The sequence below is a fragment of the Streptomyces sp. NPDC093591 genome (genome assembly GCF_044764885.1).
Taxonomy (GTDB): domain Bacteria; phylum Actinomycetota; class Actinomycetes; order Streptomycetales; family Streptomycetaceae; genus Streptomyces.
In genome coordinates this window covers 241933-255352 of the sequence record NZ_JBIWIY010000009.1, presented here as the reverse complement: position 1 = coordinate 255352, position 13420 = coordinate 241933, and the positions used below count along the sequence as shown (strand labels likewise).

The window sequence follows — 13420 nt, the reverse complement described above, 5'->3', positions numbered from 1 at the left end:
CCCCACGCCGAGCACCGCCCGGCCCGGCTGACCAACCGACCTCGGTGCCGGTCGGTCCGAGCGCCGACGACCTCAGCGTCGCCGCCCGCGGCCCCCGTCCTCGTCGTACTCGTCCTCATGCGGCCCCAACAGCTCATCCGCCAGCGTCGGCAGATCATCCAGCGGCGTCTCCTCGGCCCAGTCGGACCGCGTCCTGCGCCTGGGCGTCCCCGACTCGTCGACCTGAGGCATCTCGCGCGTACGTTCCTCGTCCCGGAAGTACCCCGGCGGAACCCGGCCCGCAGACTCCTCCCCCGTCCCCGACACGGGAGGCAGCACAGCCGTCTCGTCCGCGGCCCCCGGCACCACCGGCGGAAGCACAGCGGTCTCATCGGCCGCACCGGGCGTCACCGGCGGAAGCACAGCCGTCTCGTCCGCCGCCCCCGAAGGCACGGGCGGCTGCGGCAGCTTCGCCGTCACCTCGGACTCGGACTCCCCGGAAACCCGCTCACCGGAAGCAGGGCCACCGGCAGAACGCTCGCCGCCAGGCCGTTCATCCCGCACCGGCCGCAACACGGTCGTCTCGTCCGACGCCCCGTCCGGCGCCTTCCCCGGCGTCACCACCGGCGTAGGAACCGTCGCCGCGTCCCCGAAGGGAGCCCCGGCCCCGGGCCCCGCCGGCCTCGGCCCCGCCTCAGCCGCGGCCGCCGCCTGCTCCGCCAGCCGCCGCGCCTCCTCGGCCCGCAGCAGAGCCTCCTCCGCCTTGCGCTGCTTGTCCAGGCGGAGCGCCTCCGCCTCGGCGCGCACCCGGGCCTCTTCCTCGGCCTGCTTGCGGCGCCGTTCCTCGTCGGCCTTGCGGCGCGCTTCCTCCTCGGCGCGTGCCTTCTCCTCCGCGAGGAGCCGCTGTCGCTCCTCCTCGGCACGCCGACGCGCTTCCTCGGCCCGCAGCCGGGCCTCCTCCGCCTGCCGTTCGGCCTCGCGGCGCTGCGCCTCCTCCAGCTCGCGCCGCTTGCGCTCCTCCTCCTCGGCGCGCAGCCGAGCGAGCTGCTCCTGGCGCTCGCGCTCCAGGCGCTCCTCCTCGGCCTTGCGGGCGGCCTCTTCCTCGGCCTTGCGGCGGGCCTCCTCCTCGGCCTTGCGCCGAGCCTCCTCCTGGGCCTGGATCTCCGCCTCGGACAGCGGCAGCATCTGGTCGAGCCGGTGCCGGACGACGGTCGTCACGGCTTCCGGCTCCTGACCGGCGTCCACCACCAGGTAGCGCCCGGGGTCGGCCGCGGCCAGCGTCAGGAATCCGGACCGCACGCGTGCGTGGAACTCGGCCGGCTCCGACTCCAGGCGGTCCGGCGCCTCGGTGAACCGCTCGCGGGCGATCTCCGGCGAAACGTCCAGCAGCACGGTCAGATGCGGCGCGAGTCCGTTTGTCGCCCAGCGGTTGATGCGGGCGATCTCCGTCGGCGACAGGTCACGGCCCGCCCCTTGGTAGGCGACCGAGGAGTCGACGTACCGGTCCGAGATCACGACCGCGCCGCGCTCCAGGGCGGGCCGGACCACCGTGTCGACGTGCTCCGCGCGGTCCGCCGCGTACAGCAGCGCCTCCGCCCGGTGCGACAGCCCCGCGCTCGACACGTCCAGCAGGATCGACCGCAGCCGCTTGCCGACCGGCGTCGCCCCCGGCTCACGTGTGACGACGACCTCGTGGCCCTTGCCCCGGATCCACTCGGCGAGCGCTTCGGCCTGGGTGGACTTCCCAGCACCGTCGCCACCTTCCAGGGCGATGAAGAAGCCGGACGTCGCGGGCACCTGGTCGGGGTCGTCGCCGCCGAGCAGCGCGTCCCGCAGGTCCTGCCTCAGCGGCACACCGGAACGGTCGTCGACCTTGGCCAGCACCAGCACGGCCACCGGCAGCAGCAGCGCCCCGACCAGCATCAGCGTGAACGCCGCTCCGCCGTGCGCGAAGGTGAACTTGCCGCTCTCCAGCCGGTGCGGTCCGATGAGCGCGGCCACCAGCGGCGCGATCACCGCGCCGAGCGCCACACAGACCCGTACGACCGCGTGCAGATGCTCGGTCGTGCGCGGCCGCCGGAATTCCTCGGCCTCCTGGTCGAGCAGCGTGTGCCCGGTGTTGGCGGCCACGCCCGCGCCGACGCCGGCCAGCGCGACGATCAGCAGCACGGTGGTGACGTCCGGGACGAGTCCCGCGGCCAGCAGCGCGATGCCGGTGAAGGCGATCGCCAGCGCCAGCAGCCGGCGCCTCGACAGGGTGGGCACCACGGAGGGCGCCGTACGGATGCCGACGACCACGCCGCCGCTCAGCCCGAGCACCAGCAGGCCGTACATCACCGGCCCGCCGCCCAGGTCCTTGGCGTGCAGCACGGCCACGGCGACCGCGGCGGACACCGAACCGGCGACCGCCGCGCAGGCCGCCACCAGCAGCGGGATGGCGCCGGTACGGCCCTTGTCGACGCCCGAGCCCGTCTTGGGGCGGCGCAGGCCCTCCAGCGGCGACCGCGCGCGCGGGGTGCGCGTGCCGGGCAGCTCCAGGAAGGTCAGCACGGACAGGGACGCGGCGAACAGACCGGCCGCGACATACGACGCGAGGGCCGCCTGGTGCTGGTCGAACCAGTCGAGTCCGGCGCCGAGCAGGTTGTTGAGCAGGGAGGCGACGACGAGTGCGGCGGCGGCCAGGGGGATCGCCACGAAACCCGTACGCAGCGACAGGCGGCGCAGGGCGTCCATGTGGTCCGGCAGCGGCCGTACCGTCGCGCCCTCCGGCGGCGGGGGCGGCAGCAGCGCGGGCGCCGCGCTCTCCCGGCACACCGTCCAGAAACGCTCGGCGGTGCCGGTGACGAAGGCGGTGACCAGCAGGACGGCCAGCGCGTCGTCCGGCGTCCAGTCGATCCACAGGGGCGCGACGATCAGCAGGGCGACCCGCAGGCCGTCCGCGCCGACCATGGTCCAGCGCCGGTCGAGGGGGCCCTCCTGGGCGGTCAGCGACGTCAGGGGCCCCAGGAGTACGGCGCCGAAGAGCAGCGTCGCCAGGAGGCGCACGCCGAAGACGGTCGCCACTGCGAACGCCACACCCCGGTACCCACCGCCGAACGCCCCCTCGGCGATCGCCGCCTGAAGGGCCAGCAGGACCAGCACCAGGAGGGCGAGCATGTCGCCGACACCGCCCACCAACTGCGCGCTCCACAAGCGCTTGAGCTGCGGTCGGCGCAGCAGGGCGCGCACGGCACGCTCGCGGGAGTCCGCGGCAAGGGCGTCGTCGGAGGCGGGGTGGGGGGCCGTTGGCTGCTCGGCTCGCGTCATGCTTTCAGCCTATCGGGAGCCACTGACAGCCCGGCGCGCGCGCCCGAACGTACGCGCGCCCCGACACCAAACTGATGCCGAGGCGTTCGTTTTGCGAACCGGACGTGAAGAACCGAACCCTCAACCGGGCGCGGAAAGAGCCCTGTTGCGAGTCCGGTTCTCCCGGATCAGTCCTCGCTCGCCGACTTCGAAGCCGTCGCCTTCTTCGCGGCCGTCTTCTTCGCCGTCGTCTTCTTCGCGGCCGTCGTCGTCTTCTTCGCCGCGGTCTTCTTGGCGGCCGCCTTCTTGGCCGGGGCGGCCTTCTTGGCGGTCGTCTTCTTCGCGGGGGCCTTCTTCGCCGTCTTCTTGGCGGGCCCCTTCGCGCGCTTCTCGGCGAGCAGCTCGAAGCCGCGCTCCGGGGTGATCGTCTCGACGCTGTCGCCGGAGCGCAGGGTCGCGTTGGTCTCCCCGTCCGTCACGTACGGCCCGAAACGACCGTCCTTGACGACGACCGGCTTCTCGCTCACCGGGTCGGTGCCCAGCTCCTTCAGCGGCGGCTTGGCGGCCGCGCGGCCACGCTGCTTGGGCTGGGCGTAGATCGCCTGGGCCTCCTCCAGCGTGATCGTGAAGAGCTGCTCCTCGGACTGCAGCGAGCGCGAGTCCGTGCCCTTCTTCAGGTAGGGGCCGTAGCGGCCGTTCTGCGCGGTGATCTCCACGCCGTCCGCGTCGGTGCCGACAACGCGCGGCAGCGACATCAGCCTGAGCGCGTCCTCGAGCGTCACCGTGTCCAGCGACATCGACTTGAACAGCGAGGCCGTACGCGGCTTGACGGCGTTCTTGCCGGTCTTCGGGGTGCCCTCGGGGAGCACCTCGGTGACATACGGGCCGTAGCGGCCGTCGCGGGCGATGATCTGGTGGCCGGTCTGCGGGTCGGCGCCGAGTTCGAAGTCGCCGCTCGGCTTGGCGAGCAGTTCCTCCGCGAGCTCGACGGACAGCTCGTCCGGGGCCAGATCCTCGGGCACGTCCGCCCGCTGGTGCTGCTCGGAGTCCTTCTCGCCGCGCTCGATGTACGGGCCGTAGCGCCCGACCCGCAGCACGATGTCGTTGCCGACGGGGAAGGACGACACCTCGCGCGCGTCGATCGCGCCCAGGTCGGTCACCAGCTCCTTGAGGCCACCGAGGTGGTCCCCGTCGCCGTTGCCCGCCTCGGCCGCGCCGCCGTTGTGCGTGCCCTCGCCGAAGTAGAAGCGCTTCAGCCACGGCACGGACTGGGCCTCGCCGCGGGCGATGCGGTCGAGGTCGTCCTCCATCTTGGCGGTGAAGTCGTAGTCGACGAGCCGGCCGAAGTGCTTCTCCAGGAGGTTGACCACGGCGAAGGACAGGAAGGACGGCACCAGGGCCGTGCCCTTCTTGAACACATATCCGCGGTCGAGGATCGTGCCGATGATCGACGCGTACGTCGACGGGCGGCCGATCTCGCGCTCTTCCAGCTCCTTGACCAGCGAAGCCTCGGTGTAGCGGGCCGGGGGCTTGGTGGCGTGCCCGTCGACCGTGATCTCCTCGGCGCTCAGGGCGTCGCCCTCGTTGACCTGCGGCAGCCGGCGCTCGCGGTCGTCCAGCTCGGCGTTCGGGTCGTCGGCGCCCTCGACGTAGGCCTTCAGGAAGCCATGGAAGGTGATCGTCTTGCCGGACGCGCTGAACTCGACGTCGCGCCCGTCGGCCGCAGTGCCGCCGATCTTGACCGTGACCGAGTTACCGGTCGCGTCCTTCATCTGGGAGGCGACGGTCCGCTTCCAGATCAGCTCGTAGAGCTTGAACTGGTCGCCGGTCAGCCCGGTCTCGGCAGGCGTGCGGAAGCGGTCGCCGGAGGGGCGGATCGCCTCGTGCGCCTCCTGCGCGTTCTTGACCTTGCCGGCGTACGTCCGCGGGGACGAGGGCAGGTAGTCGGCGCCGTACAGCTGCGTGACCTGGGCACGGGCTGCCGCGACGGCGGTGTCGCTCAGCGTCGTGGAGTCCGTACGCATGTAGGTGATGTAGCCGTTCTCGTACAGCTTCTGCGCGACCTGCATGGTGGCCTTCGCGCCGAAGCCGAGCTTGCGGCTCGCCTCCTGCTGCAGCGTCGTCGTACGGAAGGGGGCGTACGGCGAGCGGCGGTACGGCTTGGACTCGACGGAGCGGACGGCGAACCGCGTCTGCTCCAGGGCGGCGGCGAGGGCGCGGGCGTTCGCCTCGTCGAGGTGGAGGGTGTTCGCGCTCTTGAGTTGTCCCAGGGAGTCGAAGTCGCGGCCCTGCGCGACCCGCCTGCCGTCGACGGTCTGCAGGCGGGCGACCAGCGACGACGGGTCCGACGAGTCTCCCGCGCGGCCGGTCGCGAAGGTGCCCGTCAGGTCCCAGTACTCAGCAGAACGAAACGCGATGCGCTCGCGTTCCCGCTCCACGACGAGTCGTGTGGCGACCGACTGGACCCGGCCGGCCGACAGGCGCGGCATGACCTTCTTCCACAGGACCGGCGAGACCTCGTAGCCGTAGAGGCGGTCGAGGATGCGGCGGGTCTCCTGGGCGTCGACCAGCTTCTGGTTCAGCTCGCGCGGGTTGGCCACGGCGGCCTGGATCGCGGCCTTGGTGATCTCGTGGAAGACCATCCGCTTGACCGGGACCTTGGGCTTGAGCACCTCTTGGAGGTGCCAGGCGATGGCCTCGCCCTCGCGGTCCTCATCGGTGGCGAGGAAGAGCTCGTCGGAGTCCTTCAGCAGGTCCTTGAGCTTCTTGACCTGGGCCTTCTTGTCTGCGTTGACCACATAGATCGGCTCGAAGTCGTGCTCGACGTCCACGCCGAGCCGGCGGACCTCGCCGGTGTACTTCTCCGGCACCTCCGCGGCACCGTTGGGGAGGTCGCGGATGTGCCCGACGCTCGCTTCGACTACGTAGCCGGGGCCCAGGTAGCCCTTGATCGTCTTCGCCTTGGCAGGCGACTCGACGATGACGAGTCGGCGGCCGCCCTGTGCGGTCTCGCTTGTCGGGGACAACTTCGCTCTTCTCTCCGGTCGACGCTGGGGCCTCCCCAGGGTCGTTTGCAGCCCGGGGTCGGGTGGTGGTGACGCTGCGGAGTGTGACGGTACATCCCGCCCCGTTGTCAAACGGGAAAAGCCCGCAACGGCCACTCGAACGGTAACCCGACTTCCGCCATTCCTGCCGCCCGGAGTGCCCACCGGCCTTTTCGAGCCTTTCCGGAAGAGGCCCTCCCAATTATCGGCCGCGCAGCTCGTGGGCCGTTCTCACAGGCGGGAGAAGCACCATGTTCCGAGCATCAACGCGATCACCGAGACAAGGCCCGCAAGCGTCGCCGATGCGACCGGGCTCACACTGTGGGCAACGGGCCGACGCTGCCCGACCCGGACCGCGGTCCACACCAGCAGCCCACCTCCGAACAGGGCGAACACCGCTCCGGCGAAGATCGCCGGTCCCGTTTCCATGGTTCCGCTTGCCCCTTTTCTCCTGTCCTTGAGTGCCCAGCCCGGCGAGGCTGACACGCGCGGACGGCGCACAGGCGAACCTCAGGTGAACGCGGGGCCGACGCGGCTGTGGACTCCCGGGACCGTGCGCACCCGGCGCCACGCCGACCTCAGCGAGCTCATCGCCATCGTCGACCTCGCCGGCCTCAGCCGCATCGCGCCTCGCCGGGCGCGGGTATCTTTCCGGTCGTCTTCTTCTCGCCGTCGGCTCTGCCGACCGTGCAGAGGGGCTTGTGGAGGGTCCCCGTCCCGCCACTCGGATCGACTCGAATTTGTTGCCCACAGCTTGTCCGCGTTGCCGGAGATCTTCCTGTGGCTCATTTCACCGGGTGCCCGAACGGTGTCCATGACCTGGTCGATGCTTGGTCCGGTGTTGTTGATCAAGGGCGAGTGATCAAGGGGCGCCACGACTGTCGTTCGGGAGCAACGCCGAAGTAGCCGTGGAGCGCTTCGAGCCGGCGTTATGACGACGTTCCTGACGAAGCCCACGAGGGCTCGAAGGCACGGCGGGACAAGCGCCGGAATGCGGTGCACCCTGGCGAGCCCACCTGGCACGGCGGTCCCCGGAAGCGGTACCTGGGCAGGCGTCAGCGGCCCCTTCCGGGGCTCGCCACGACCCGGCGTCGCCCCGCCGTCAAGCCCCCGGCGGGTCACCGCGCCGGTTCGAGGAACCCCTGCTCCACCAGCAGCCTGATCTGCGCGGGCGTACGGTCGCGCAGCAGCACCGGGTCCTCGCCCATCAGTTGGGCGATCGCGTCCAGAATGCGGCCCGCGCTCAGCGAACCGTCGCACACGCCGGCGAAGCCCGCGCCGACCGTGTCCACCTGAGTGGCCCGGCGCATGCCGCGGTGCTGGCGCAGCACCACATGCTCCGGGTCCTCGGCGCCGGGCAGCCCGACCTGCTCCTGCACGACCTCGCCGACGAGCTTGAAGTGGTCCTCCAGCAGGGCCGCGTCGTCGCGGGCGCGCAGGTAGTCGAGCCGGCCGAAGTGCGCCCGTACCGTGTCACCGAGCGGCTGCTCGACCGGGTGCGGCCACTCCTCCACCGTGATCGAGGGCACGGCGGCCGCCGCCTTGCGCAGGGTGATCCAACCGAAGCCCACGGCCTTCACCTTGCGCGCCTCGAACTCGTCCAGCCACGCGTCGTAGCGCGCCTGGTACTCGGCCGTGTCGCCCCGGTGGTCCCCGGCGTCCCTGAGCCACAGCTCGGCGTACTGCGTGACGTCCTGGACCTCGCGCTGCACGATCCACGCGTCGCATCCGCGCGGCACCCACGACCGCAGGCGGTCCTGCCAGTCCTCCCCTTCCACGTGCTGCCAGTTGGCGAGGAACTGCGCGAACCCGCCCTCGTTCAGCCGCTCCCCCGCCCCCTGAACGATCGACCGGCACAGATCGTCCCCGCCCATCCCACCGTCGCGGTACGTCAGCCGCGCGCCCGGCGAGATCACGAAGGGCGGGTTCGACACGATCAGGTCGTACGTCTCGCCGTTCTTGAGCGGTTCGAACAGCGAGCCCTCGCGCAGGTCCACGGAGGGCGCGCCGGACAGCGCGAGCGTCAAGGCGGTGATGTGCAGCGCGCGCGGGTTGAGGTCGGTCGCCGTCACGCGCGTGGCGTGCTGTGCGGCGTGCAGCGCCTGGATGCCGGAGCCGGTGCCGAGGTCGAGGGCGGAGGCGACGGGCGTACGGACGGTGATGCCGGCGAGAGTGGTGGACGCGCCGCCGACGCCGAGGACGACGCCCTCCTCCTTGCTGCCGATGCCGCCCGCCCCGCCGACCGCGCATCCGAGGTCGGACACGATGAACCAGTCCTCGCCGTCGGGCCCGCCGTACGGCCGTACGTCCACGGTCGCGGCGAGGTCGTCGCCGACCCGGACCAGCCACCCGCTCTCCAGGCAGGAGTCGACGGGCAGAACGCCCGCCACGCGCGCGTGCGGCACGGGTTGCTGCAACAGGAACAGCCGTACGAGCGCCTCGAGCGGCGTGTCTCCCCGGGTCGCCCGGAGCGCGGGCACGGTCTCGCTCCGGGCGAGCGCCGTGTACGCGGGCACGCCGAGCAGCTCTAGCAGCCCGTCGGCGGTGAAGGAGGCCCCGAGCAGGGCATCCCTCAGCCGGGCGGCGACATCGGGGCGGTCGGAGGCGGGCAGGGCAGACAGGCTGGAGTCACTCACGCCCTCATTGTGACCCGCGGCCGCCCCTGAGGGTGGCTCAGCTGTCGGTCGCCGCGGCCGACGCGGACGCCGAGGCGGCCGCCTTGCAGCCTTCCTGAGACGTCAGCGCCTTCTTGGTGTCGCCCGACTCCAGCTTCTTCAGCGCCTGGACCGCGCTCTTGCGCTGGGTCTCCACCTGCTTCATCTCGGCCGACACGTCCTTCAGGCCGGACGCGAACTTCGCCTGGTCCTTCGTGTTCAGCCCGTCGACCTGCTTCTTCAGGTCGGCGTATGCCGCGGAGAGGGCGGTGAGCTTCTTGACGACGTCCTGCTGGATCTTCGCGCCGCCCTCGACCCCCGGAGGCGCCCCGGCCTTGCTGATGAGGCTTGCGCGTGCCTGGTAGCCGTCGGCCAGGTCCTGGAAGGCCTTGGCGTCGGCCTGCTGGAGCTCCTTGGGCGTGCTGGTGGTGTCCTTGGCCGCCTTCGTGATCGCGACGTAGGCCGCCGAGATCTTCGCGTTCTGCGCGGGCACGGCGTCGCAGACCTTCTTGGCCCAGGCGTCCAGCTCCGGGTTGCCCTCGTCGCTCGTGCATCCCGTCAGCGCCAGTACCAGTACCGCACCGCCGGACAGTGCGGCCGCGAGCTTCTTGTTCACCGGTTCGGTCCCTTCCGTGGCTCTCGGCCAACGGACCTTACACGCCGGGCGGTGGACGGCCGTGCCCCCAATGGCATATCTGCGGCTCTTATTACGATTTACACCATGTGAGAGAAGGGTCACGGCAAGGGCGTGAACAAGCACGAGGCGGGCGGGCGGCACGTCAACACGCGCCGCCCGCCCGCCCCTTGAACTGGGCCGTCGTAAGACCGCCTACGAAACCACCGCGGGATCGACCGGTTTGGCCACCCTTTCGGCGTTGCCTTCGTCACCCATGGCGATGCCTCGCCGCTTGGAGACGTAGACCGCGGCGACGATCACGAGGAGCGAGAGCACGGCGATCACGACCCGTACTCCGACGTTCTTGTCCTCGCCGTAGCTGAACTGGATGACCGCGGGCGCGATGAGCAGCGACACCAGGTTCATCACCTTCAGCAGCGGGTTGATCGCGGGACCGGCGGTGTCCTTGAAGGGGTCGCCGACCGTGTCGCCGATCACCGTGGCGGCGTGGGCCTCGCTGCCCTTGCCGCCGTGGTGGCCGTCCTCGACGAGCTTCTTGGCGTTGTCCCAGGCGCCACCGGAGTTGGCCAGGAACACCGCCATCAGCGTGCCGGCGCCGATCGCGCCCGCGAGGAACGAGCCGAGGGCGCCGACGCCGAGCGTGAATCCGATGAAGATCGGCGCCATCACGGCGAGCAGACCGGGCGTCGCGAGTTCCCGGAGCGCGTCCTTGGTGCAGATGTCGACGACCTTGCCGTACTCCGGCTTCTCGCTGTAGTCCATGATCCCGGGCTTCTCGCGGAACTGCCGCCGCACCTCGTACACCACGGCACCCGCCGACCGCGAGACGGCGTTGATGGCGAGTCCCGAGAAGAGGAAGACGACCGCCGCGCCCGCGATCAGGCCGACGAGGTTGTTGGGCTGCGAGATGTCCATCATCAGGTTCATCGGCGCGCCTTCGCCGGTGAGCTTCTCGCCCACGTCCCGCGCGCCGGTGGTGATGGCGTCGCGGTACGACCCGAAGAGCGCCGCCGCCGCCAGGACGGCGGTGGCGATGGCGATGCCCTTGGTGATGGCCTTGGTGGTGTTGCCGACCGCGTCCAGGTTGGTGAGCACCTGGGCGCCCGCGCCCTCGACGTCGCCGGACATCTCGGCGATGCCCTGCGCGTTGTCGGAGACGGGCCCGAAGGTGTCCATGGCGACGATCACCCCGACCGTGGTGAGCAGGCCGGTGCCGGCCAGCGCCACCGCGAACAGCGCCAGCATGATCGACGTGCCGCCGAGCAGGAACGCCCCGTAGACGCCGAGGCCGATCAGCAGGGCCGTGTAGACGGCCGATTCGAGACCGACCGAGATACCGGCGAGGACGACGGTGGCCGGGCCGGTCAGCGAGGTCTTGCCGATGTCCATGACCGGGCGGCGGTTGGTCTCGGTGAAGTAGCCGGTCAGCTGCTGGATGACAGCGGCCAGCACGATGCCGATCGCCACCGCGACGAGCGCGAGGATCCGCGGGTCGCCGTCCTTGCCCGCGATCGCGGCGTCGGTGACGCCGTCGAGGTCGGCGTACGACGACGGCAGGTAGATGAACACGGCGGCCGCGACCAGCACGATCGAGATCACCGCGGAGATGAAGAACCCGCGGTTGATGGCCGTCATGCCGCTGCGGTCCGAGCGGCGCGGGGCCACCGCGAAGATGCCGATCATCGCGGTGATCACGCCGATCGCGGGCACGATCAGCGGGAAGGCGAGCCCGGAGTCGCCGAAGGCCGCCGACCCGAGGATCAGGGCGGCGACCAGGGTCACGGCGTACGACTCGAAGAGGTCGGCCGCCATGCCCGCGCAGTCGCCGACGTTGTCGCCCACGTTGTCGGCGATGGTCGCGGCATTGCGCGGGTCGTCCTCCGGAATGCCCTGTTCGACCTTTCCGACCAGGTCGGCGCCGACGTCGGCGGCCTTGGTGAAGATGCCGCCGCCGACTCGCATGAACATCGCAATCAGTGCGGCACCGAGACCGAATCCTTCGAGCACCTTCGGCGCGTCGGCCGCGTACACCAGCACCACACAGGAGGCGCCCAGCAGACCGAGCCCCACTGTGAACATGCCGACGACGCCGCCCGTGCGGAAAGCGATCTTCATGGCTTTGTGCGAGACGGCGGTGAGATCCTTTTCCGGCTCTCCCGGCGCCGGGGTCGCTTCCCGTGCGGCCGCGGCGACGCGCACATTGCTGCGGACGGCGAGCCACATGCCGATATAACCGGTGGCCGCCGAGAACGCGGCGCCGATCAAGAAGAACACCGATCGGCCGATGCGCTGATTCCAGTCGTCCGCGGGCAGCAGCATGAGCAGGAAGAACACGACGACGGCGAATACGCCGAGCGTGCGCAGTTGCCGGGCCAGATAGGCGTTCGCGCCTTCCTGGACGGCTGCCGCGATCTTCTTCATGCTGTCGGTGCCCTCGCCCGCCGCGAGCACCTGGCGCACCAGGACGCCGGCGACCACGAGCGCTGCCAGTGCCACGACGCCGATGACCGTGATGATGATCCGGTTGTCGTCGGTCAGCACTGCGGCTGCGAGGGTTGTGGGATGGTCCAGCTGATGAGGGGTAGAAAGCCCCGCCATTCGTCCTCCTTGACGCTTGGGCTGAGCTCAAGATGTGGACGGATTCTAGGTACCGGAACCTGATCAAAACAGAGCGCGGTAAACGGAATTGGCCTTCACATGCCGTTCAGCAAATGATCGACGTCACGCCAGTGAACCCGAAAGTGCTAATGCCTCAAAACCATTGACGTGAGCATTGGCTCTTGATCGAATTATCGGGAGATTGATCGTGAATTCCTTCACTAATTCCCGGTGTTGACGCGGAAACGCGAAAGGGCCCTGCTGAGCAGGGCCCTTTCGCGATGAGGTTCGCCTCGGCGGGGTCGTTCAGGGAAGCACCACGGCCGGCGGCGTGGTCGGCCAGGTCATACGGATCAGCCCACCGTGCTCCCCCGCGGAGACCTCCACGTCGTCGACGAGACCGCTGATGACCGCGAGGCCCATTTCGTCCTCTTCGGCCTCGATCTCGCCGTCGTCGCCCGCGGCGCCTGATGCCCGCTCACCGGGGGTGGCGTGCGGCGCCTCGTCGCCGACCTCGATGGAGAACTGTTTCTCCTCCTCGATCAGCGACACCTTCACCGGCGCCGTGATGCCGACGCTCTGGTGCAGTCCGACGGCACGGCTGCAGGCTTCGCCGACGGCGAGTCGCACCTCGTCGAGTACGGCCTCGTCCACTCCGGCCCTGCGCGCCACCGCTGCCGCCACCAACCGGGCGGTCCTGACGTGCTCGGGCAGCGCGCTGAAGCGGAGTTCAACGGTGGCCATGCATCCCCCTCGGAACAACGGGCGTGCTGTCCAGAGGGCCGGGCTGCCGAAAGCCCGGTCCCCCTTCTCTTTCAACTTCCGCCGCCCCGGGCACGCTCAGCGGCGCGCCCGGGTCCGGTGATCAGTCGGTCGCCGCGACCGCTTCCTCGACCGAGGTGTGGATCGGGAACACCTTGGTGAGACCGGTGATACGGAAGATCTTCAGAATGCGCTCCTGGTTGCAGACCAGGCGCAGTGAGCCCTCATGGGCTCGCACACGCTTCAGGCCGCCGACCAGCACGCCGAGCCCGGTGGAGTCGAGGAAGTCCACGCCCTCCATGTCGACGACGAGGTGGAAACTCCCGTCGTTCACCAGCTCGACCAGCTGCTCGCGCAGCTTGGGCGCGGTATATACGTCGATTTCGCCACCGACCTCGACGACCGTACGATCGCCGACGGTACGGGTCGACAGGGACAGGTCCACGGATCCTCCAGCACCT

Annotated in this window: 8 protein-coding genes; all 8 read right to left on the bottom strand. The window is 70.4% G+C overall.

All coding sequences use genetic code 11. From position 1 onward, the window contains the following. Nucleotides 1-72 precede the first annotated feature (72 nt). Nucleotides 73-3285, bottom strand: a complete 3213-nt coding sequence (gene tmk / locus ACIREI_RS21035) for a dTMP kinase (RefSeq protein ID WP_403334758.1) — start codon at nt 3283-3285, stop codon at nt 73-75. A 167-nt stretch (nt 3286-3452) separates the two neighbouring features. Further along, nucleotides 3453-6290: a type I DNA topoisomerase gene (gene topA, locus ACIREI_RS21030; RefSeq protein WP_403334755.1), complete on the bottom strand. Its 2838-nt coding sequence runs from the start codon at nt 6288-6290 to the stop codon at nt 3453-3455. A 249-nt stretch (nt 6291-6539) separates the two neighbouring features. Then, nucleotides 6540-6737, bottom strand: a complete 198-nt coding sequence (locus ACIREI_RS21025; protein WP_403334754.1) for a hypothetical protein — start codon at nt 6735-6737, stop codon at nt 6540-6542. Nucleotides 6738-7426: 689 nt separating this feature from the next. Beyond that, nucleotides 7427-8944, bottom strand: a complete 1518-nt coding sequence (locus tag ACIREI_RS21020) for a methyltransferase (RefSeq protein ID WP_403334751.1) — start codon at nt 8942-8944, stop codon at nt 7427-7429. Between the two features lie 37 nt (nt 8945-8981). After that, a complete protein-coding gene (locus tag ACIREI_RS21015) occupies nt 8982-9578 on the bottom strand; it encodes a small secreted protein (RefSeq protein ID WP_403334749.1) in 597 nt (198 codons plus the stop codon). Between the two features lie 213 nt (nt 9579-9791). Beyond that, nucleotides 9792-12197, bottom strand: coding sequence for a sodium-translocating pyrophosphatase (locus ACIREI_RS21010; protein ID WP_403334746.1), 2406 nt, complete (start codon nt 12195-12197; stop codon nt 9792-9794). Between the two features lie 306 nt (nt 12198-12503). Further along, entirely contained in the window at nt 12504-12941 is a 438-nt protein-coding gene (locus tag ACIREI_RS21005; RefSeq protein ID WP_403334743.1) for an ATP-binding protein, read from the bottom strand. Between the two features lie 121 nt (nt 12942-13062). Continuing rightward, nucleotides 13063-13404, bottom strand: a complete 342-nt coding sequence (bldG, locus tag ACIREI_RS21000) for an anti-sigma factor antagonist BldG (RefSeq protein WP_003975386.1) — start codon at nt 13402-13404, stop codon at nt 13063-13065. Between the last annotated feature and the right edge of the window lie 16 nt (nt 13405-13420).

What these genes read in the sequence shown, in the direction of transcription:
- ACIREI_RS21025 (WP_403334754.1), bottom strand. Translation starts at nt 6,737, where the DNA reads ATGGAAACGGGACCGGCGATCTTCGCCGGAGCGGTGTTCGCCCTGTTC.
- tmk (WP_403334758.1), bottom strand. Translation starts at nt 3,285, where the DNA reads ATGACGCGAGCCGAGCAGCCAACGGCCCCCCACCCCGCCTCCGACGAC.
- ACIREI_RS21010 (WP_403334746.1), bottom strand. Translation starts at nt 12,197, where the DNA reads ATGGCGGGGCTTTCTACCCCTCATCAGCTGGACCATCCCACAACCCTC.
- ACIREI_RS21005 (WP_403334743.1), bottom strand. Translation starts at nt 12,941, where the DNA reads ATGGCCACCGTTGAACTCCGCTTCAGCGCGCTGCCCGAGCACGTCAGG.